Consider the following 21,267-nt stretch of genomic DNA (forward strand, 5'->3'; position numbering starts at 1 on the left):
AACAGTGGAAAAAACAGAGCACCCAAGAGTGGGAGTCGGAGCATTTATTCTGAATGAGGAACAGGAATTACTATTAGTTTTACGAAAGAAGGACCCTGAAGCTAATCATTGGAGTATACCCGGCGGTAAAGTTGAGTGGATGGAAAAGGCAGAAGATACAGTTATCCGTGAAATAAAAGAGGAAGTAGGGGTAACTATTCAGGTTGATTCTTTACTTTGTGTCACAAACCATATTTTACATGATGAGGAGACTCATTGGGTATGTCCGACGTATCAATGCAGTATTCAAACTGGGACTGTAAGAAACTGCGAGTTAAATGCAATAATTGATGTTGGCTGGTTTTCTCTTCAAAATTTGCCTGATCCCTTAACGTTAACTACTAAAAATGCTTTAGAGAGTTATCTTAATAAATTTGAAAGTCAGAGAAAATAAAAATGCATACAATTCTATTCGATTTAGATGGAACCTTGGTAAATAGTGAATGGTTGGCAAAAGAGGCTTATAATCATGGAATTGAAACAGTATTAAAGAGAAAATTAACGAATGAAGAGAGAGAGTCTCTTGTCGGTAAGCCTATTGCGGTTTTTTTGAGAAGATTTCCAAACGAGGCAGAGCAAATACGTTCCTCGATATTGCAGTATTTCGAAAATAAAATCCATCAAATCAGACCGTATCCGGGTGTTATCTCTTTGCTGGAAAGTTTAAGTGAAAGAGGATATGGTTTGGGGATTGTGACCTCACAATTGAAGAATATTGCTTATGGCGAGTTAATCAATAATAAATTAGATGGGTTTTTTAAAGTCGTTCTCACGGCTGAAGATTGTGATGAGTACAAACCGAGTCCTAAGCCATTACTAACAGCGATAAATCACTTACATGCAGATATAAGCGATTGTTTATATATTGGAGATCAAATGACAGATATTGAGGCAGCTCATGCTGCTGATATGAAAAGTGCGGGCGCTTTATGGGGAGAGGGGAATCTTACACACTTATCTGCAGCTTCACCGACATACTTTGTAAAAGAACCCCATCAACTTCTTCGGATTCTGCAAGACAAAAACTATTCCGCTGCTTTTTAACATTCTCACATTAAAGGATTCAGGATAAAAAAGCCGCCGACAAAGCGGCTTTTCTTAAGTTAAGATGCCAAATATAAAAAAAAGGCTAACCTCTGCTCTCCTTGTTTTATTCAAACTTCAATCTGTATGGTTATGTCTTTCCTAGAGGCACATAGGCTTGGTTTTTGAAGAGTAAATCTTTTTTGTTTTCGGTTGATCATATGTAAAAGCGATTATTTTAATCGCTTTTTGATACTTCAAAACATGCTAAGCTTTGACCTCTTTATCAGTAAGCACTCTTAAAGCATCTCTCACTTTTAAGGCGAAGTTGACAGGTTTATCAATCGATTCGAAATGAATATACATCAGTCTCGGTTTATCAAACAGCCAGTGATTGTGAAGTGACGTTACAGTCAGATCATGTTTCCGAAGGACGCTGATAAATGGATTGATTTCTTTTTGCAGAATTACAGTTTCTCCGCTGCAAAGAGCACGGCCGTCTTTTGTCATTGATTCAAATGAAAACATTTGCGGAATGAGCAAAAATGATCTTCCGGGCCGTCCCAGTACTACTGGTTTTATATTCGTTCGGGATCTCATTACTGTACAAATTCCATTTTCAAACGTATGCATGGTTCCGCCTAGAATATCGTTGAATTCGTCACAAAGACCATGCCGTTCAATCATTTCCCCGTCAGTTTTTGGTACCGCACGCACAGTTTTAGTAGTTAGAACTCTCAGGGCCTCTCTCACTTTTCTTGCAAAATTGAGAGGTTTATCAATTGATTCAAAATGCATAAACATCAGACGCGGTTTATCGAACAGCCAATGGTTATGAACGGCAGTTACGATGATACCGAATTTGCGCAGCTCACTCATTAACGGGTTCACTTCTTCTTGCAGTAAAACAGTCTCACCTAAACATAAAGCTCTGCCTTCCCGATCCATGCTTTCAAATGAAAAGGCCTGAGGAATAAAAGGAAATGCCTCGGCTCTTCTTCCGAGTACCACCGGATGAATGTTGCTTCGAAATCTTGTCGCCGTACATACGCCATTTACGACACTGGGCGTTGAATTGAGAATTCTAGCAAATTCTTTGCAGAGCCGTGATGGCTCCATACTCGTTTCTTCCACTTCATATCTCCTCCTGGAATCTATTTATAACGTACTTAGTATTAAAGATATGTGAAGATAGAAAGAATGTAACGCGTCAGCAGTCCATATTAGAGAGAATCAGCCTTTCTTGCATAATTCAGGATTTCATTCCCTTTTTATAATCTCTTTAACTGTTAATTTTTAATAGATTAAAAGCTTTTGATCGGACTATTTAAGAAATGAAAACACTATAAATTGGTAGTTTTATCCTGGGTTTGATTTTTTTAAGGCGTTCAGGCTAAGAAAAAAAGCCTTTATACAAGGCTTTCGGTAAATAATTCATACAGCCGTTTGGCTGCTCATTCAGTGACAGCTCACAGCTCTTTTGTCATCAAGACATGCGGGATGCCGCCTTCCATAAATTCCGGTGAATCTGTCTGATAGCCTAGTTTGTGATAAAAGCCTTCCGCATGTGTTTGTCCATGCAGTTTACATTGGGTGATGCCTTTTTCTTTTACCATGTTTTCTAATTCGCTTATGATGACTTTGCCCAACCCGTATTTGCGGTAAGGCTTCAGGATGCAGATTCGTTCGAGCTTGCCTGTATGGTTTACGATGCGGACGCGTCCTGTGCCGGCAGGCTGATTTTCATGATAAACCAAGACATGCCCGCACTGATCCTCAAGCGTATCGAACTGGTCAAATTCATCGGATTCAGGTACTTGCTGTTCCTCAATGAATACTGCTTTTCTAATCTCAAGCGCTGCTTGTAAATCAATTTCCGTTGTTATCCTTTTTATCTGCATGATCAACCAATCCTTTTCACATGTTAGTCTGGACTGCACGGCTTGCTTGTGTTCTTATAGAAGTAACGATAAAACAATTATATTGCAAATGCAACAAAAACATGAAGGGTTTGAAAAAGATATGACTGATATTTTGCGGGAAATCGGCATGATCGCACGGGCATTGGATTCCATCAGCAATATTGAATTTAAGGAATTAGACTTAACAAAAGGGCAGTATCTCTATCTTGTGCGTATATGTGAAAACCCGGGAGTGATACAGGAAAAAGTGGCGGAAATGATTAAAGTTGACCGAACAACAGCGGCGAGGGCAATCAAAAAATTGGAAATACAAGGGTTTATTGAAAAGCGTCCTGATGATCAAAATAAAAAAATAAAAAAACTGTTCCCGACTGAAAAAGGGAGAAAGGTTTATCCGTTATTGCAAAGAGAAGGAGAGCATTCTGCGGAGGTAGCCCTGTCCGGCTTTACATCTGAGGAAAAAGAAACCATTTTCGGACTTCTTCAGCGGGTGAGAAAAAATATAGAACATGATTGGGAATATGTGAAGAAGGGGAATAAAAGAGATTATTGATGGTTATTAATTCCTTTTGGTGAATGATTAAAGTCATAAATGGATACGTTATCTGTGAAATCTCCTTCCTCGGTTCCTGCTTCAACATAGCCGATAGGCTTATTTTTAACGAAAAGTATCAATTATGGTATATTTAAATAAGAAAAAATAATTGAAGCGGGGAATGATATGAGTACAATCGAAAAACAAAGACGTAAGAAATTCAGAGTGAAATCAATCGTACGGGCCATCATGGTCATCATCGGCGGAATTATTGCCGCGTATGGACTGGAAACCGTATTGATTCCGAATAGTGTATCTGACGGCGGTGTAACCGGACTCAGCATTGTCGGTTCACAGCTGTTTCATTTGCCTCTTGGGATCTTAATTGCGGTGATCAATATACCGTTTGTCTGGTTAGGATATAAGCAAATCGGGAAAGGTTTTGCGTTTCTATCAATTATCGGTATTGTCTCACTTGCCGTGGGCACGAGTTTTTTCCACCACACACCGGCTATCATCGAGGGAGACACCCTGTTAATCACCGTTGTCGGCGGGATTATTCTCGGCTTTGGAATGGGATTGGCATTGCGCAACGGCGGCGCATTAGATGGAATTGATATGCTGGCTGTGCTTCTGTCACGGAAATTGCCGTTTGGCACGAGCGACCTCATTTTATTTTTAAACATGTTTGTGTTTATTTTTGTTTCTTTTGTATTTGGGCTGCAAGGCGCATTGCTTTCGGTCATTGCTTACTACATTGCATCTAAGGTGATTCATGTGGTTGAGGAAGGCTTAAGCGGTTCTAAAACATTTCAGATTATCACCAATGAGCCTGCATTAATGGTAGAGACCATTCGTGAAGAATTGGGCCGGAGCGCTACTTATAAAGAAGCATACGGCGGTTTTTCTCATGAAAAATTCCAAGAAATCACATGTGTCATCAACCGTTTGGAAGAAACCAAACTGAAGGAAATTATTAATGACATTGATAAACAAGCCTTTGTGACGGTATATGATGTCGCAGAAGTAAAAGGCAGTAATTTCAGAAAAGTCCATAATCATTAAGTAGAGAGCTGCCGTTAATCGGCAGCTTTTTTTAAAAAAGGAGAAAAAACTTGCAAAAAAAGAATGGCGGCTGTATATTGTTGATATATCAAACATTGACTAGTCAATTAATCGCGCAAAAGAAAGTGGGGATGGGTTTTGACAGCATGTTGTTCAGAGGAAGGCGAGATTTTATATCAGCTCCAATCACTGCATAAAGTGATCGGCACGAAGTTTGAAGCGTGCACCGGAATCAGCCAATCCCGCCTTGAGCTTCTCGCCGTGCTTTTTTACGTCGACGAGATCAGCCAAAGCGATCTTCAGAAAAAGGTGAATATTGATGGCGCAGCCGTGACAAGACACTTGAAACAGCTTGAAGCCAAAGAAATGGTCACAAGAAGGCGGAAGCCCGAGGACAACCGAATTATACTTGTCCGGCTTACTGATCAGGGGCGGGAGAGAATTGAGGCTTCCAAAAAGGAGAAGGAGCGTTTCATAAAGGAAATGCTTGCCGGTGTCAGCGAGGAAGAACGCAGTATGTTAAAAAACGTATTGTCGCAGATGCAGAATAATATAGAAAATATGAAAGCATAGGAGTGTATTACACATGAAAACAGAACTGAAAACAAACGATTTTATGGACATTATGAAAGGCCGCCGTTCCATTCGGAATTACGATCCGGCTGTTAAAATCAGCAAAGAAGAAATGACTCAAATCCTGGAAGAAGCAACGACAGCACCGTCTTCAGTTAACGCGCAGCCGTGGCGTTTTCTCGTCATTGACAGCCCTGAAGGAAAAGAAAAACTCGCGCCGCTTGCCAGCTTTAACCAAACACAAGTCAGCACATCATCTGCGGTGATCGCGGTTTTCGCAGATATGAACAATGATGACTATTTAGAAGAAATTTATTCGAAAGCGGTCGAACTGGGCTACATGCCGCAGGAAGTAAAAGACAGACAAATCGCTGCGTTGACGGCGCACTTTGAAAAACTTCCGGAGCAAGTGAACCGTGAAACGATTCTGATTGACGGAGGACTCGTTTCCATGCAGCTGATGCTTACGGCACGCGCGCACGGCTATGACACAAATCCGATCGGCGGCTACGATAAAGAAAAGATCGCCGAGGTTTTCGGAATGGATAAAGAGCGTTATGTACCGGTCATGCTGTTATCAATCGGAAAAGCGGCAGACGAAGGATATGCTTCCTACCGTCTTCCTATCGAAACAATCGCACAATGGAAATAAGTTTGAGGTGAAGCTGAGAGGAGAGGGACAGTGGACATAATTGCGGCTGTTTTCGTCGGAATTGTAGCTTTAGAACATATATTTATCATGATACTTGAAATGTTTTTTATCAATTCGAAGGCAGCTAAGCGGTCCTTCAAATTGCCGAAGCATTTAGAAGGTGACCGGAATGTAGCGGTCATGTTTGCAAATCAAGGTCTGTATAATGGATTTCTGGCTGCCGGCCTCATTTGGGGGCTGATCCTCGGAGCTGATCCGATGGGCCATATGATTCAAATGTTTTTCGTCATCTGTGTGGTCATCGCGGCCATTTTCGGAGGCTTTACTTCAAACAAATCAATTATCGTAAAACAAGGACTTCCGGCTGTTTTAGCGCTTATTTTTCTTTTAGCGGCGTAGCAGACGGAGTGAGGGCTTCCGGAATGGGAGCCCTCTTTTTTATTTCCGTTTTGAAAAACATTCCTGATAAATGGATGATTCCGGCCGCTTGTTCTTAAGATGATAGATTAATTTGAAAGCCGATGCCTGCGCGCATCGGCTTTTTTTCGGGTGATAGAAATACATTTTAGTATATAAAACAAAAAGGGAAACTGCTTATAGAATCGAAATAAATAATATTCGCACTAAGGAAAGGTGTAAATCTATGAGCAAAATCGAAGTGAATACTCCGCCAAAACTAAACCATCCGTTTCTCGCCGGAATGTTGTTTATGATTGTTGGTACGCTGTGTTTTGCCTCAAAGTCGATCTTTATTAAGTGGGCTTACACATTCGGAGCCACCCCGGAGTCAACGCTATTTTTCAGACAAATGATTGCAACCCCTCTTTTTTGCATCATTTTTCTTATGTATCGTGCAAAATTATCTGAAAAACCGGCAAAGGCTGATATAGTCAGAGCAGGGATCACGGGTCTGCTCGTTTTTTTTCTATCACCGCTGTTGGACTTTATCGGGCTGCATTATGTTTCAGCTATTGTAGAAAGGATGCTCGTTATGAGTTATCCGATTTTTGTCATGATTATCTCGTTTTTCGGAAAAATGGAGAAAATCACCGCTGCAGACATCATTTCTGTCGTTGTGGTCAGCATAGGAATCTTTTTTTCCATTGGCGGCTGGAACCTGCACGAATTGAGTGCTAATATATTTGGCGCTTTTCTCGTTCTTCTGTCGTCCGCGGTTTACGGACTTTATTTGGTCTTATCCGGTCAGCTTGTTCGCAAAGTAGGGAGTATCCGTATGAATGCATATGGGATGTCCTTAGCAAGCATTGCCATGGTGCTTTTTTTAATCGCAAGAAAGGGTTTTGGCTATCAGACAGAGCTATGGTCGTTTCAGCCACCCGTATATTTCCTTTTTTTTATCATTGCTGTATTTACAACAGTCGTTCCTTTTTTATTTATGCTGGAAGGTATCAAACGGATTGGGGCAGTAAGAGGGTCTTTGATTTCAATGATGGGCCCGATCATCACAATCATCTTTGGCGCTTTTTTCTTGGGCGAGCGCTTAACATGGATACAGTGGATAGGCTGTTTCATTGTCCTAAGCATGATTACTTTTTCGGAAGGCAGGAAGATCAAATTAAAGCTGAGAGCCTGACATACGAAAGCCTCCCACTAAGGAGAGAAAGTAAACGAAAAAATAAGCCGATGCCTGCGCGCATCGGCTTTGGGGAGTGAGGTTGCTGAGGATGAATATGAAGAGAGCGTATTATGCTATTTTATACAGCCAGACCGCTATCAACTTGGGGTTCTCACTTTATACGATGGCTGTCATCTTGTTTTTGTTTACAAAAACCGGTTCGACGGCGATGGCCTCTCTTATGACGTTCGTCAGCATTGTATGTCGTGTATTGGGCAGCGCCGTTTTGCCGCTGGTCACCGGCCGGTTCACGCTTCGTTCTTTGTTAATCGGTTCTCAATTGATACAGATCACACTGTTAGTCTGTTTGTTTTTTGTCATCCAAGCCGGTTCATCTGCATTCTTTTTTCTGCTGTTTTGTCTGATCGGAGGCATTTCTTTTTGCAACGGATGGTTTGCTCCGATAAAAAGCGCGCTGATTGGGGAAATCATTCCTCCTGATCGAAGGGCGAAAGCGAACGGTTTATTATCTGCGGCGGATCAGACCGTTCAGTTTGCGGGGTGGTCTCTGGGCGGCGTCATCATAGCGTTCTTGGGAGAGAGCGATACAATGATCGTCACTGTCATGTTATTGGTTTCTTCGCTTTTGGGCATCATTCTGTTTCTTCAAGTACGCATGTGTGCGCCGGCAGCAGTCAGGGAACGTTCCCTTTTTGCAGATGCGGCAAGCGGCTGGGTGTATTTATTTCAGCAAAAACAGCTCAGGGTTCTCATTGTGATGGATGTGATCGAATCGTGGGCAGGCATGATATGGATCGGGTCTGTGTCCTTAACTTATGTGCATGACGTCCTTCATAAAGGAGAGGCTTGGTGGGGGTATGTCAACGGAGTCTATTATGCGGGGACGATGATCGGCGGACTGATCATCTATAAGTTATCCGGTAAGTTTCAGCATCTTCTCATTCCGCTTATGCTGACGGGAGCTTTGGCATATGGAATGTTCACGTTTATTTATGGGTTGATCACAAGCGCCATTGCGGCCCTTTTTCTGGTGCTGTGTATGGGGCCGGCTTGTGTATTACGAGATCTCACGCAGGAAACATTACTTCAAAACATCACGACCGAAAAGACACGGGTCAATATATTAGCGGCGAGATCAGCTTTAGTTCAGTTCATTTTTATGTTTTCCATTATCGGAACGGGGGTTATCTCGGATGTATTCGGCGTGCGGTTTATTTATATTGGCGCAGGCCTCCTCTTATTAATTTCGGCTTTTATCGGATTTTCTCAGCTGCGAATGAAGAAGATGGTACAAAGCCGCATGTAGTGTAGTATAATTAGGAACGTACGTTCTGTATCGAGAGAGGAGAGGGTAATGTGGGACATCTGGCACTGCAATTGTATGATTATCATCTTTGGGCAAATCAGCAAATATTCACCCGGCTTAAAGAGCTTCCGGAGGATGTGTACCGTAAGGAGATTCAAAGTGTCTTTCCGTCGATAGCCGGTGTATTGACTCATGTGTATCTGTCGGATAAGGGGTGGTTTGATGTGTTCTCCGGAGAGCGTCTGGAGGATACGCTGAAATCAGCTGAACAGCAAAAAGAGGACATCTTGTCTAAAGAGATAGAAGAGCTGGAAGATATGTTCTCGGAATTATCAGACCGGTATCAATTATTTTTGCAAAAGGAAGAAAATATCAGTCTCCCCCTTGAAATAGAGCATCCGTCAGGTGACATCATGAAAACCGCAGCGGCCGATATGATCCTCCATGTTGTGAACCACGGAACGTATCATCGCGGGAATATAACAGCCATGCTCAGACAGATGGGGTATGCTTCTGTGCCGACGGATTACGGTATTTATTTATATATAAACAAAAAGTAAACAAGACAGCCAACGCGGCTGTCTTGTGATATCCGTAAAAAAGCCAAATCATATGAGTGATTTGGCTTTTTCGTTTGCTATGCCATGTTCTGCAGCCGTTCTAAACTGTTTTTCCAATTCGCTTCAAGCGCTGTAAAAGCAGCGGCGGCATCTTGCTGTTCTAATGCGTGAATGATATCAGAGTGTTCATTATATGATCTGTTTAAAGCGCCGTTTTCACTGAAATAGCGGATTTCCATTCTCTGAATTTTGACTTTCAGGCTTACTAGCAATTTGTGAAGTTCGGCGTTGTCCGCAAGCAGAATGATACGATGGTGAAATGCATTGTCCGCTTCCAGGATGGCCAGTTTATCGCCGTCTTTCATCGTTTGAAGAAGATTTTCATTCAGCTGTTTCAATTCCTGAATCACGGCATCGTCCACATGCGGGAGAGCTTGCTGCAATGCGAGTTTTTCAAGCGTCCAGACGATGGAATACAAGTTTTCCGCTTCTTTTAACTCAATCGGAGCGACAAGCGTCCATCTGTTCGCTTTTGTTATCACCAAGCCGTCATCTTCCAGCCGCAATAAGGCTTCCCGTATCGGGGTGCGGCTGATTCCCAATGTTTCCGACAAATCCTTGTCCTTTAACTTTGTTTCCGGTTTGAGCTTGCCCGTTATGATCCAGTTTCTGAGTGTGCGATACACTTCGTCCCGCATGATGGTTCTTTTCAGCACAGGTTCTTTGTTTTGATTATCCAATGGAACACCTCATGAATCGTAGTATACATATTTGCATTTTACCACAGTCCGGGCGCTGGTTAGAAATGAAGAGGGACGTCTAAGAATGAATCGAACCGAGATGCTTCATCTCAATATGCTGAAAGTCAGCGGAGCCGCCTTCAGAAAAGAGCGTGATTCCCTGATCTTCGTGTTTTGGGAACACTTCATTTGTCAGAACGGTTTTTCCGTCGTCTGCAAATACTTCAATACTTGTTTTGTCTACGAGAATTTTCAGATGGACACGCCCTTTGTTTCCGTCAAATGGGGCTTTGCTTTCGGCGTATGCACCGGTTTTATCAGGCTGGCCTGTAAACGATCTGTTCACATAGGCGTAGCCGCCTTCTGCTGAAATACCGACATCAATATGCCGGCTTTGGTCTGCTGATTCTCTGAGTCTGACGCCTGCATTTTTGATATCTGACCAAGCGATATCCATATCAAGCTGATATGTATCGCCTTTGATCGGCAGTGTCTCTGAACCGTTCACCTGTTTGTGTTCTATGCTGTCAGTTGAAGAGGTTAATTGGTTCAATGCTTCAACCGGCTCTGACACAAGGCTGTATGTGCCGCCGTCTTGCTGCTGAAGGCGGATTTCACGGACGATAGAATCCGTGCCGTTAAAGCCGTTTTTTAGTGTCGGTGTTTCATTCGGATAATCCCAATTGTTCATCCATGCCAGCGCATAGCGTTTTGTCAGCGGATCTTCGCTTTTACCGTCCTCAAATGTGACGCCGCCGTACCAGTCAAAGCCGTAATCGAGCCATTGCGGTTCTTCTTGATCGGCGGTAAATTCCTTCCCGTCAAAGTTTCCGGTCCAATACGCGTACGTATTCGGTTTGCCTGCGGGTTTGCCGTTTGCGCTTACGCCTAGAACCCACTTGGCTGTTCCGTCATCTCCACGCATCATATAAAGGTCGGGGCATTCGACGAGACCGATCTGCTGAGTGATAAAACCGCCCGTGTATGTCCAATTTTTCAAATCGGGTGATTCATAAAAACCGATTTTTTCGCCTTCGGCCATGGCCATCACCCATTTGTCATCCTGTTCATCCCAGATCACTTTCGGGTCCCTGAAATCCTTAGTTCCCGGGTTTTTCATCACGGGCTGATCACTATAGGAAGTAAACGTTTTTCCTTTATCCGTGCTGTACCATAAATATTGTTCCTGGGCTTTTGTTTTGGCTGTCGGCTGCGTTGTGACGGCGACCAGCGCGTTTTTGCCGAAGCCCGCGGTGTTGTGTTTATCAATGACGACAGAACCGGACCAGATATCGCCGTTTTCGTTGGTGTATTTCGGAATAGCCGTGCCTTCGTCCGTCCAGTGCACCAAGTCCTCTGATACGGCGTGCCGCCATTCTGTGCCGTTGCCGTTCGGGTAATCCCGATTATAAAGATAGTAGTAATGATATTTCCCCTCGAAAAAAATGGGCTTTTGAGGGTCGTTTTTCCATTTGTCCGGGGTCGTAAAATGATACGCCGCCCGGTAATCCTTCTTATGCTCCGTGTTTGTGTCAGAGGAATTGTGGGTTTTGTTCGGCAGTAAGCCGACAAACAGGAACGCACCCAAAAAGATCAATATTACAATGGGCCATTTTCGTACCATGATTGAATTCACCATCTTGTTGAGAAATAAAAGAAAATGCCAATGAAGTATCGGCATTTTCTTTTTGTTGTTATTAGTTGTTAACCGTAAGCTGTCCTTGTTCAAGGATACTGTTTTTGACAACGGATGTTTTCTTGTTTTTGATGTTCAATAAGAAGCTTGGCGCAAATGTTGCCTTTTTATCCTCAAAGAAGCCTCTGTTTGTCATGTAGCTTGTGATCACGACATTGTTGCCTTTGGCTTGCGGCACTGCGAAGTGAGAGTAAGTGAACGTCACATCGTTAGGATCAAGACCCATTTGCAGTACAAGACCAGTTTTGTTCAGCGGCTTGTAAGGACCTGTTAAAGAGTTTGATACATAACCAAGCATGTAAATATCGTTTGAGTTAATACCGTCGATCGTCATTTTTGAACCGCGTGAATCAGTGAACAGGTACCATTTGCCGTTCATTTTGAAAACATTCGCGCGCTCGATTTCATCAGTTACCGTGTTTGAAGTGATCAGCGGCTTCATGACTTTTTTCAATGTGTAGTCATCGTTTAACTCTACGATACCGAGGGCGCCGTTCGCTAATTCAGCATCGCGTTTTTTAGCACTTTGCTGAAGCTTCTGACTTTCTTTACGGAAGAAGTTTGTGCTGCCGCCGTAGTACGCTTTGTTAAATAAAGATTCTTCGCCTTGGTATCCGTTATCTGTTCCCGTGTTGGCTTCGAATACAAGGTATTTATGGCCTTTGTCTTCAACGTAGTGAGGGTCTCTCAGCGTGTGGTTGTCGCCGGATGTATAGTTCCCTTCATCGATAAACTGCTGAACGTTTTGATATGTTTTTCCGTCACCGTCAAAAATCGTTTTATGATCTTCCACTCCGTTGATCTTGAGCGTGTCATCAGATTTTGACACATTTACCTGCGCCGTTGTCAGGCTTTGTTTACCGTAATGTGTACCGGAAAAGTCAGTGTAGAATAAACGGATTTTTCCGTCAGATGTAAAGGTTGCAGAACCGGACCATTCTTGTGTCTGTTCTTTCAGGATTTCATCGTTGGCGTCGAACTTATCGCTGTCTTTAAAGACACGGCCCGCGTTTTTCCAGCTGTCGATCGAGTTGTCGCCGACTTTTTGATAAAACATGTAGATGGATGTGTCATCAGCGTCTTTCGGGCTTCCCGCTAAAGCAAACACGACGTGATAGCCGTTGTATTCAGCTACTGTTCCGTCAGCGTTTTGGAGCGGCCAGCTGTCCCACACATCCAGTCCTTTTGCGGACTCGATATTTTTAATGGTTGATTGGTCGAATTGAGGCACTTGGTATTTTTCACTTTGCTGCTGTTTAGGGATCTGCAGCATATCATGGCGTGTGATATGAGAGACGCCGTACGTTTCTTTGTAAGGTTTTTGGGTATTTTCTTTCGCGAAGGCTTGAGTCGCTCCCCCTGCCAGAAGTGCAGTCGTAAAAGTTAGAACTGTGGCTTGTTTTGCAAATTTTTTGATGTTCATGTTCATGTCTCCTTTTGTATGTACCTTTTTTTGCGATCTGCCGATTCGATCCTCCTGCATCCATGGATGGCAGGTTTGTTACAGAAAAAAGACCTAAAATATGTAAGGGGTGACGCCAAAGAATACACTTTGCCCTTAACACATTTTAGGTCTTGCCTGCTTTATCAGTAACAATCCTGCATGATTTACTTGTCGACATCATTCTATTAGAGTCTGATTCTATTGACAACTGGTCTATTTTCCTCTTTTGGATGATAGTAAAATGAAAAAAGACCTTTTAATTTATGGGTAATTGAGACTAAGGTGTGCTCTGAGCCTGGGAAAAAACCTCTCTAAAAAAGAGAGGTTATTTTTTCTTGATAGATAATAAAGCGATGGTGGCTAAAATCAGCAAAGTACCCAGCCATTCTGATATTCCGAAGGGAACATGCAGCCAGATAACAGCTAAAAAAGCTGCCGACAGCGGCTCCGCACAGGCGAGCAGGCTGGTTTCAGAGGCACTCAGATATTTCAGGCTTTCCAAGTAGCAATAAAAAGCGATGAGCGTCCCGAAAATGATGATAAACACAATCGCGGCATATGCCGGCAAGGACCACTCGCCTTCAAATTTCCAGGGCGGGCGGATCAAGCTGAGGGCGGCTCCGCCGATCAGCATGCCCCATCCGACAATAATGGCCGATCCCCATTTCTTCAGCAGACGATGCGGCTGAAGGGTGTAAAACGCCAGTGCAAACGCCGAACTGATGCCCCAAAAGACAGCCAGACCGGATATGGACAGGCTTCCGACATTCCCGTGCGTGACCAAAATGAATGTGCCGGCAACCGCCAATAAGACGGCGAGAAGCTCTTTTGCTGAAGGAATTCTCTTTGCGCGAATCGCTAAAAAGCATGTAATGATCGCTGGCCCTAAATACTGAAGAACGGTAGCAGCGGCCGCGTTGCCGTACTCAATTGCCGCGAAGTAGGTGTATTGAACGCCTAACATTCCGAAAACCCCGAATAAAAGAAGGGGAATTCTGTCCCGTTTGTCTTTCCAAACAGCCCATATCCGTCCTTTTTCTTTGCGGTACGCGATGCCGAGCAGAAGCGCCCCTGACACCAGAAGGCGCACCGAAGTCAGCCATTCTGTATTAAAATGGCGGTGCTGGAACAGATACTGGGCAACAGTTCCCGAGACCCCCCATAAGATAGCTCCTGTCAGCACAAGCCAAATGCCTGTTGTTCGTGAATAAGAAAGAGCAGCGTGTTTTTCCAGGATAGACCCCCCCGATTCTGATGTTGTGATATTGACTTACAATAATTAGGAAAACAAACGCCTTTCATGTGATATATTATATATTGCATATCAAATTACGTCAAAATGATTTTCGGAGAAGGCGCTTACGAAACGGCCGTCTGATGAATGAGCAATAAAAAAACACCCCGGCGGGTTTCCGGGGTGTTTTGGTTATTCTGCAATCGCGTCTGTTAAAACAGGAACGACTTGTTTTTTTCTGGATACGACGCCTTTTAAAAGAGCCGTGTTGTTTTCTAAAGTCACGTTGAATGCTTTTTCCACTTTTGACGCTTGATCACCGATGGCAAGCGCAAGGGAATCGTTTTCCAGAATATCCGTAATCACGAGAAGGAACAAGTCAAGGTTCTTCTCAGCAATTACTTTTGAAAGAGCCGCTTCTAATTCCGGCTGCCGCTTTTTCACATCTTCAATATCAACTGTGTTGACTTGGGCGATTTCGACTTTTTTGCTGCCGAGCGTGAACTCTTTCGCATCAAGAGAAATCAGTTCTTCCACCGTTTTTTTGCTTAAGTCGGCGCCCGCTTTCAGCATGTTTAAGCCGTACTCTTCCGCATCTACGCCGGCAATTTCAGCAAGCTCTTTTGCCGCTGCGATATCTTGCTCCGTGCAAGTCGGAGATTTAAATAACAGAGAGTCGGAAATGATTGCTGACAGCATGAGGCCCGCAATTTCTTTCTCGATTTTCACGTTATTTTCTTTGTACATTTTGTTTAAGATCGTAGCCGTACAGCCGACCGGCTCAGCACGGTAGTAAAGAGGTTCCGCTGTTTCGAAGTTGGCGATACGGTGGTGGTCGATAACTTCAAGAACCTGAACGTCTTCGATATCCTTGATGCTTTGCTGGCGTTCATTGTGATCAACAAGGATGACGCCGTTTACTTCGTTTGCGGCTGTTTCCACCAAACGCGGGCTTTCCTGCTTGAAATAATCAAGCGCGTATTGTGTTTCGCCGTTGACTTGTCCGAGGCGGACGGGCTCAGCATTGAAGCCGAGTTTATTTTTTAGATCAGCGTAGGCAATGGCAGAGCAAATGGTATCTGTGTCTGGGTTTTGATGTCCGAAAATAAGAATTTTTTCCATAATAACTCCTTGTCCTTTTTTGTAGTGTAAACAATCTTTTTATAGTTTAACACGTCTTGCGGAGGGTGTAATCTTCAAAACCTTAAAAATTGATGTGAAAAAGAAGCATTTTTGTTGAGAGTTGGGGAGGGTTGCGAGTAAAATACTGGGTAAGTCAGATGCTAATCAGCATATAGTATCAAAAAAGGTACTATGGAGGATGAAAAATGAACATATATCCGAATAAAGAAGGTTGTCCGGTTGAACTGACGCTTTCCGTTATCGGCGGAAAGTGGAAGGGTATTTTGTTTTATCATATGATCGGCGGAAAAAAGCGGTTTAATGAGTTTCGGCGCATTTGCCCCAGCATTACGCAGCGTATGCTGACGCTTCAGCTTCGCGAGCTCGAGGCGGACGGCATCGTGCATCGCGAGGTATATCAGCAGGTGCCTCCAAAGGTGGAGTATTCACTCACCGAATTCGGCAGGTCGCTGGAACCGATCGTTTTGCAAATGAAGAAATGGGGAGATGCCAACCGGGAGTTTCTCGAGGCATACCGCGAAAAAACGTCTCCTCAAGATCAATCCGCTCAAAAATAAGAAGCAGCAAAGGATTAAATTCCTTGCTGCTTTTTTTTATTTCATCGCGATGGCCTTTCTGGCGTTGCGCACGTCATTCTTCAGCAATTCGCTCAGGTTATAAGCCGGATATTGTCCGCGTTCTTCCATATACTCAAAGACCATTTGATGCCACTTGATGGCCGCGTTTAAGTGCTTGACGAAGACGTGTCTTAATTGAGGTGTGGCCGTCTCTGTAATGGCTACGGCGTAATTGCGGACAGACGTTTTGGCCATGATCAGCAGGCCGCCGCTGTAAAAGGAGGAATCAGCGCGCTCTTCTGTTTCATCCTCACGAAAAGCGGGAGCTTCAGGGAAGAAAGGAAGCAGTTCACGCAGATTTTGTTCCAGCGAATGGATGGAAAATCTGTAAAGCTGTTTTAATCTGGCATCGTTTACGTCCCGCTCTGTTCTTTTTAATTTCACAAGTCCGTTTGCCTGGAAAGCTACTAACTCATGCAGTTCTAACGTTTCATGCCATGCTAATGTTCTCCGCTCAGTCATGGTGTAAGAATCTCCTTTATCCTTCATTTTCACTTTCAGCATATGCCCCGGTCCCGATGTTGTTCCTGATGTTTTGAAGTTTCCAGAAAGGGAAACTCAATGTAAAGGAAATACGAAATAGAGGTGAAACTATATGTGGGACATGATAAAGAACTTCTTCCTTTTCAGCAGCGGGGTTTTGCAGGCGACCACTCTCTTACTTATCGTTATCGTCTTGTTATATGTACGAAAAACCAAAAAGAAAAACAGAGATACTTCTGGTTTCATGGATGATCAGGATCACTGATACAACGGGCATTCTTTCACTGGGATGTCCGTTTGTCTGTTTTCATGTTTCACATGGAACATTGCGGCTGTCCGCGCTCATTTTACTTGCGATTTCGACTTATGTTAAAATATATACGTGTATTTTGGAGAGTTTATGGAAAATTCAGGTCTTGAAAGAGACATTGCGGCGTCAAAAGAGCAGTCGTCTAAGCTGCTCTTTTCTATTCGTATGTTCGAATGATACAAGGTTTGAGGTGAGTAAGTGAAAAATACAAGGGCTCTATTAGAAGGCGCCATTTTGATCAGTATTTTTGCAATCATTTCCCTTTTGGTCGTGTACCTCCCTTTACTGGGGGCAATTCTTCTCTTTGCTTTGCCGCTGCCGATCATTCTTTACACCATTCGGCACGGTCTGAAGCCCGGGGTATGGATGGGGCTTGCCAGCCTTCCTGTCAGCTTTATTGTAGGTTCGTTTACCGGGCTTACAGGCGCTTTTACGGCAGCCTATACGGGAATCGCCATGGGATATTATTTTAAAAAGAAACAGCCCGGCTATGCGGTTGCTGCCGGCGCTATGGCGTATGTGCTGTGCGGCGTCGTTTTTTTTGTGGTCAGCATCGTGTTCCTTAACATGAATGTGGTTGATACCACCATGTCCCAGCTTCGGGAGTCGCTGTCTTTAGCAGAAACCATGTCAAAGCAACTCGGTTATGGAGACCAGTTCGGGAAGCAGATCAAGCTGATGGAAAGTCAGCTGAGCACGGTTCAATATCTTTTTCCGACAGTGCTCGTATTGACCGGCATCGTTTTTTCTTTCCTCAGTTATGCGATGGCAAGGCCGCTTTTACGGCGATTTTCCCCTGATCTTCCGAAGATGAAGCCTTTTAGAGAGCTCAAACTCCCGCAAAGCGTTGTCATTCTGTATTTTATTGTGACGATATTAGGGTTTCTGCCTTTAGAAAAAGGGCATATGCTGTATTCGGTTTCATTGAATGGGGGATTTATTCTCAGCTTGCTGATTTGTATTCAAGGATTAGCGTTTATTTTTTTCTATTGCCGCGAAATGGAGATGCCGAAAGCCGTTCCTGTATTAGCAATTGTGCTGGGGGTGCTTTTTCCGCTCATCTTGTCCGTGTATCTCCTCTTAGGCATCATTGACATAGGCTTTAACATAAGAAATAAGGTGACGCGAAATTGAGTGTGACTTACAGGTGGGGAGTTGATAGAAATGCCTAGTTTTTATGAAAAACCGTTGTTTCGGTATCCCATCTATGCATTGATTGCATTGTCAATCATCATAATCCTCATCAGCATTTACTTTAACTGGCTGATAGGAGCCATCGGCGTTGTGCTGCTCGCCGTGATCTTGTTTTTCATTAAGCGTGCGGATTCTCTGATCAGAAAAGAAATTGACGATTATATCTCCACGTTATCGTATAGATTGAAAAAAGTAGGCGAAGAGGCATTAATGGAAATGCCTATCGGGATTATGCTGTTTAATGATCAATATTACATTGAGTGGGCGAATCCGTTTTTGTCTTCCTGTTTTAATGAAAGCACGCTCGTCGGACGCTCGCTGTATGACACATGCGAGGCCGTCGTGCCGCTGATCAAGCAGGAGGTCGATTCGGAAACGATCACCTTGAATGAGCGGAAGTTTAAAGTAGTGATTAAAAGAGATGAGCGCCTGCTTTATTTCTTTGATGTGACAGAACAGATTCAGATTGAAAAGCAGTACGAAAATGAGAGAACCGTGCTGGCATATATCTTCTTAGATAACTATGATGACGTCACACAGGGGCTGGACGACCAAACGAGAAGCACGATGAACAGCCAGGTCACCTCATTATTAAATGCGTGGGCGCAGGAGTACGGCATTTTCCTGAAACGGACGTCTTCGGAGCGGTTTATCGCGGTGTTAAATGAACACATTTTAACGGAGCTTGAAAACGCGAAATTTTCGATTTTGGATGAAATTCGAGAAAAAACATCCGTTCACACTGTATCTTTGACCCTCAGCATCGGGATCGGCGCATCGGTTTCTTCCTTGAAGGAGCTTGGAGATCTGGCGCAGTCCAGCCTCGATTTGGCTCTCGGCCGCGGAGGCGACCAAGTGGCGATCAAAATGCCGAACGGCAAGGTGAAATTTTACGGCGGCAAAACAAATCCGATGGAGAAGCGCACAAGGGTGCGCGCCCGGGTGATTTCTCACGCGCTCAAGGAGATTGTCTCAGAAAGCAGCAATGTCATTATCATGGGGCACAAATTTCCTGATATGGACGCGGTCGGAGCCGCAATCGGAATATTGAAGGTGGCGCAGGCCAACGGCAAAGAAGGCTACATCGTCATTGATCCGAACCAGATCGGATCAAGCGTTCAGCGCCTGATTGAAGAAATTAAAAAATATGAAGAGCTGTGGTCGCGGTTCATCACGCCGGAAGAGGCGATGGAAATTTCAAATGATGACACGCTACTTGTCGTCGTTGATACACATAAACCGTCCCTTGTGATGGAAGAGCGCCTCGTGAACAAAATCGAGCACATCGTTGTGATTGACCACCACCGCAGAGGCGAGGAATTTATTAAAGACCCGCTGCTCGTTTATATGGAGCCATACGCTTCATCCACCGCAGAACTCGTGACAGAGCTGCTTGAATACCAGCCGAAGCGGCTCAAAATCAATATGATTGAAGCGACGGCCCTGTTAGCTGGTATAATAGTGGATACGAAGAGCTTTTCCCTTCGCACGGGCTCGCGGACGTTCGACGCCGCTTCTTATTTGAGAGCGAAAGGCGCAGATACGGTTCTGGTGCAGAAAGTTCTCAAAGAATCCGTCGGTTCTTATATCAAGCGGGCGAAACTGATCCAGCATACGTCTCTTTATAAAGAACATATCGCGATTGCTTCTCTTCCTGAGAACGAAGAGGAGTACTTTGACCAGGTGCTGATTGCGCAGGCGGCTGATTCCCTCTTATCAATGAGTGAAGTGGAAGCTTCATTTGCGGTAGCCAGACGGGATGAGCATACGGTGTGCATCAGTGCGAGATCGCTGGGCGAGGTCAATGTGCAGATTATTATGGAGGCGCTGGATGGCGGAGGGCATTTAACCAATGCGGCAACCCAGTTATCGGGCATTTCTGTCTCAGAAGCGCTCGTCCGGCTGAAGGAAGCCATTGATGAATATTTTGAGGGAGGCGTTCAGAGATGAAGGTTATTTTCTTACAAGATGTAAAAGGTAAAGGAAAAAAAGGCGAAATGAAAAACGTAGCAGACGGTTATGCACATAACTTTCTCATTAAAAAAGGCCTCGCTGTCGAAGCAAATGCGACAAACATCAGCGCATTGAAAGGACAGAAAGAAAAAGAGAAAAAAGAAGCGATTGCCGAGCTTGAAAGAGCGAAAGATTTGAAAGAAACGCTTGAACAGCTGACTGTTGAGCTGAGTGCCAAATCCGGTGAAGGCGGCCGTCTATTCGGATCTGTCACAAGCAAACAGATTGCAGAAGCGCTGCAAAAAACGCATAAGATTAAAGTGGATAAACGGAAACTGGAGCTCCAAGACGGTATCCGCACACTGGGATATACAAACGTTCCTGTAAAGCTGCACCCTGAAGTTCAGGCTGTGCTGAAGGTTCACGTAAAAGAAGAAGCGTAATACACAATGAAAAACCCGCCGATCCGGCGGGTTTTTTTCATGTCAGCAGACGGCGCAGCGCAAGAAAATGAGGAGAATGTTTCATTTCCGATCGTTACGGATTGAATATTATATTACATCATGACGAAGGATGTGTCGGTATGAAACGATTTTTTTCTGAAACATATTTTAATTATCCGGAGAATAAAAAAGCGCTGAAACACTATTCGCTGATCGGAGACGGAAAAGACGGGGAGGTCTATCGCTTAACACACAACAAATGCGTAAAATATTTTTTTAAAAAAGAGACATGTAAGAAGGAATTGGAAGCTTTACAGCTCGGATATGGTTCGCCGGTGATCCCGAAACTGTATGAATACGGAGATCATTATATTGTGATGGAATACGTCAAAGGCACCTCCCTTGCGCGCCATATCAAAAAAGAAAAATCCCTGTCCGTCAAACTGACAGCTGATATTTTAAACATGCTGGATGAATTAAAAGATATCGGTTTTGCCAGATGGGATGCCGAAATCAGGCATATTCTGATCAACGAACAAGGTGAACTTAAAGTGATCGACCATAAAAGAGCCTTTTCGACCGTTACCCGAGTTCCCGTAAAACTATTAAAAGGACTGGACAAATACGGCTTGGCGGATGAGTTTTTGAACACCATAAAAAAATTAAATCCGTCACGCTACCGGGAATGGCGAAGGGAATTGTAAGTTTCTGAAAATCCGCATATGTAAGTTTCCTTTT

The 21,267-nt window shown here is 43.9% G+C and carries 24 protein-coding genes; 16 read left to right on the forward strand and 8 right to left on the reverse strand.

The window, feature by feature from the left end:
* The first annotated feature begins 4 nt into the window (after nucleotides 1–4).
* Nucleotides 5–433, forward strand: coding sequence for an NUDIX domain-containing protein (locus tag ACNFN4_RS05085; protein ID WP_014419370.1), 429 nt, complete (start codon nucleotides 5–7; stop codon nucleotides 431–433).
* A gap of 2 nt (nucleotides 434–435) precedes the next feature.
* The gene (locus tag ACNFN4_RS05090; RefSeq protein WP_448200033.1) at nucleotides 436–1,083 is read left to right on the forward strand and encodes an HAD family hydrolase; all 648 of its coding nucleotides are present in this window, start codon (nucleotides 436–438) and stop codon (nucleotides 1,081–1,083) included.
* Between the two features lie 246 nt (nucleotides 1,084–1,329).
* Here ACNFN4_RS05090 and ACNFN4_RS05095 read toward each other — a convergent pair whose 3' ends face one another.
* Both ACNFN4_RS05095 and ACNFN4_RS05100 read right to left on the reverse strand, forming a co-directional pair.
* Nucleotides 1,330–2,196 (reverse strand): DUF1259 domain-containing protein, encoded by an 867-nt coding sequence (locus tag ACNFN4_RS05095; RefSeq protein WP_021494606.1) that lies wholly within the window; start codon nucleotides 2,194–2,196, stop codon nucleotides 1,330–1,332.
* A 335-nt stretch (nucleotides 2,197–2,531) separates the two neighbouring features.
* A complete protein-coding gene (locus ACNFN4_RS05100) occupies nucleotides 2,532–2,963 on the reverse strand; it encodes a GNAT family N-acetyltransferase (protein WP_448200034.1) in 432 nt (143 codons plus the stop codon).
* A gap of 121 nt (nucleotides 2,964–3,084) precedes the next feature.
* Between ACNFN4_RS05100 and ACNFN4_RS05105 the strand changes: the two genes are divergently transcribed.
* The 8 genes from ACNFN4_RS05105 (at nucleotide 3,085) to ACNFN4_RS05140 (ending at nucleotide 9,272) form a co-directional block, all read left to right on the forward strand.
* Nucleotides 3,085–3,537 (forward strand): MarR family winged helix-turn-helix transcriptional regulator, encoded by a 453-nt coding sequence (locus ACNFN4_RS05105; RefSeq protein WP_029973037.1) that lies wholly within the window; start codon nucleotides 3,085–3,087, stop codon nucleotides 3,535–3,537.
* Nucleotides 3,538–3,705: 168 nt separating this feature from the next.
* Complete coding sequence (locus ACNFN4_RS05110; RefSeq protein WP_448200035.1) at nucleotides 3,706–4,584, forward strand: YitT family protein; 879 nt, start codon at nucleotides 3,706–3,708, stop codon at nucleotides 4,582–4,584.
* Between the two features lie 138 nt (nucleotides 4,585–4,722).
* Entirely contained in the window at nucleotides 4,723–5,157 is a 435-nt protein-coding gene (locus tag ACNFN4_RS05115) for a MarR family winged helix-turn-helix transcriptional regulator (RefSeq protein ID WP_004393037.1), read from the forward strand.
* Nucleotides 5,158–5,170: 13 nt separating this feature from the next.
* Nucleotides 5,171–5,809 carry a nitroreductase family protein gene (locus tag ACNFN4_RS05120; protein ID WP_014419365.1) on the forward strand — a complete coding sequence of 213 codons (639 nt, stop codon included), beginning with the start codon at nucleotides 5,171–5,173 and terminating at the stop codon, nucleotides 5,807–5,809.
* Between the two features lie 30 nt (nucleotides 5,810–5,839).
* A complete protein-coding gene (locus ACNFN4_RS05125) occupies nucleotides 5,840–6,208 on the forward strand; it encodes a DUF1304 domain-containing protein (RefSeq protein ID WP_021494608.1) in 369 nt (122 codons plus the stop codon).
* Between the two features lie 244 nt (nucleotides 6,209–6,452).
* On the forward strand, nucleotides 6,453–7,403 hold the full coding sequence (locus tag ACNFN4_RS05130; RefSeq protein ID WP_448200036.1) for a DMT family transporter: 951 nt from the start codon (nucleotides 6,453–6,455) through the stop codon (nucleotides 7,401–7,403).
* Between the two features lie 91 nt (nucleotides 7,404–7,494).
* Nucleotides 7,495–8,712, forward strand: a complete 1,218-nt coding sequence (locus ACNFN4_RS05135; RefSeq protein ID WP_448200037.1) for an MFS transporter — start codon at nucleotides 7,495–7,497, stop codon at nucleotides 8,710–8,712.
* A gap of 50 nt (nucleotides 8,713–8,762) precedes the next feature.
* A complete protein-coding gene (locus tag ACNFN4_RS05140; protein ID WP_021494616.1) occupies nucleotides 8,763–9,272 on the forward strand; it encodes a DinB family protein in 510 nt (169 codons plus the stop codon).
* A 77-nt stretch (nucleotides 9,273–9,349) separates the two neighbouring features.
* On the opposite strand, the gene ACNFN4_RS05145 is transcribed toward ACNFN4_RS05140, so the two are convergent.
* The 5 genes from ACNFN4_RS05145 to ACNFN4_RS05165 all read right to left on the reverse strand — a co-directional run bounded on the left by ACNFN4_RS05145 (nucleotide 9,350) and on the right by ACNFN4_RS05165 (nucleotide 15,508).
* Nucleotides 9,350–10,012: a GntR family transcriptional regulator gene (locus tag ACNFN4_RS05145; RefSeq protein ID WP_007409865.1), complete on the reverse strand. Its 663-nt coding sequence runs from the start codon at nucleotides 10,010–10,012 to the stop codon at nucleotides 9,350–9,352.
* A 79-nt stretch (nucleotides 10,013–10,091) separates the two neighbouring features.
* Complete coding sequence (locus tag ACNFN4_RS05150) at nucleotides 10,092–11,636, reverse strand: glycoside hydrolase family 32 protein (RefSeq protein ID WP_014419359.1); 1,545 nt, start codon at nucleotides 11,634–11,636, stop codon at nucleotides 10,092–10,094.
* Nucleotides 11,637–11,709: 73 nt separating this feature from the next.
* Complete coding sequence (locus ACNFN4_RS05155; RefSeq protein WP_014419358.1) at nucleotides 11,710–13,131, reverse strand: glycoside hydrolase family 68 protein; 1,422 nt, start codon at nucleotides 13,129–13,131, stop codon at nucleotides 11,710–11,712.
* A 346-nt stretch (nucleotides 13,132–13,477) separates the two neighbouring features.
* On the reverse strand, nucleotides 13,478–14,389 hold the full coding sequence (locus ACNFN4_RS05160; RefSeq protein WP_280157171.1) for a DMT family transporter: 912 nt from the start codon (nucleotides 14,387–14,389) through the stop codon (nucleotides 13,478–13,480).
* 189 nt (nucleotides 14,390–14,578) lie between these two features.
* The gene (locus tag ACNFN4_RS05165) at nucleotides 14,579–15,508 is read right to left on the reverse strand and encodes a manganese-dependent inorganic pyrophosphatase (RefSeq protein ID WP_004393053.1); all 930 of its coding nucleotides are present in this window, start codon (nucleotides 15,506–15,508) and stop codon (nucleotides 14,579–14,581) included.
* Nucleotides 15,509–15,714: 206 nt separating this feature from the next.
* Between ACNFN4_RS05165 and ACNFN4_RS05170 the strand changes: the two genes are divergently transcribed.
* A complete protein-coding gene (locus ACNFN4_RS05170) occupies nucleotides 15,715–16,086 on the forward strand; it encodes a winged helix-turn-helix transcriptional regulator (protein WP_007615010.1) in 372 nt (123 codons plus the stop codon).
* A gap of 36 nt (nucleotides 16,087–16,122) precedes the next feature.
* Here ACNFN4_RS05170 and ACNFN4_RS05175 read toward each other — a convergent pair whose 3' ends face one another.
* The gene (locus ACNFN4_RS05175) at nucleotides 16,123–16,608 is read right to left on the reverse strand and encodes a spore coat protein (RefSeq protein ID WP_029973031.1); all 486 of its coding nucleotides are present in this window, start codon (nucleotides 16,606–16,608) and stop codon (nucleotides 16,123–16,125) included.
* A gap of 133 nt (nucleotides 16,609–16,741) precedes the next feature.
* On the opposite strand from ACNFN4_RS05175, the gene ACNFN4_RS05180 reads away from it, so the two are divergent.
* From ACNFN4_RS05180 to ACNFN4_RS05200, 5 genes are all read left to right on the forward strand, one after another.
* Nucleotides 16,742–16,894 (forward strand): hypothetical protein, encoded by a 153-nt coding sequence (locus ACNFN4_RS05180; protein ID WP_004393059.1) that lies wholly within the window; start codon nucleotides 16,742–16,744, stop codon nucleotides 16,892–16,894.
* 243 nt (nucleotides 16,895–17,137) lie between these two features.
* Nucleotides 17,138–18,073 (forward strand): YybS family protein, encoded by a 936-nt coding sequence (locus ACNFN4_RS05185; protein WP_053285276.1) that lies wholly within the window; start codon nucleotides 17,138–17,140, stop codon nucleotides 18,071–18,073.
* Nucleotides 18,074–18,103: 30 nt separating this feature from the next.
* Nucleotides 18,104–20,083 carry a DHH family phosphoesterase gene (locus tag ACNFN4_RS05190; protein WP_007407911.1) on the forward strand — a complete coding sequence of 660 codons (1,980 nt, stop codon included), beginning with the start codon at nucleotides 18,104–18,106 and terminating at the stop codon, nucleotides 20,081–20,083.
* Nucleotides 20,080–20,529, forward strand: a complete 450-nt coding sequence (rplI, locus tag ACNFN4_RS05195) for a 50S ribosomal protein L9 (RefSeq protein ID WP_004393063.1) — start codon at nucleotides 20,080–20,082, stop codon at nucleotides 20,527–20,529. Before ACNFN4_RS05190 ends, rplI begins: the two co-directional genes overlap by 4 nt.
* A 140-nt stretch (nucleotides 20,530–20,669) precedes the next feature.
* A complete protein-coding gene (locus ACNFN4_RS05200; RefSeq protein ID WP_110124466.1) occupies nucleotides 20,670–21,233 on the forward strand; it encodes a kinase in 564 nt (187 codons plus the stop codon).
* Nucleotides 21,234–21,267 lie beyond the last annotated feature (34 nt).

Source organism: Bacillus sp. N1(2025) (assembly GCF_053470005.1).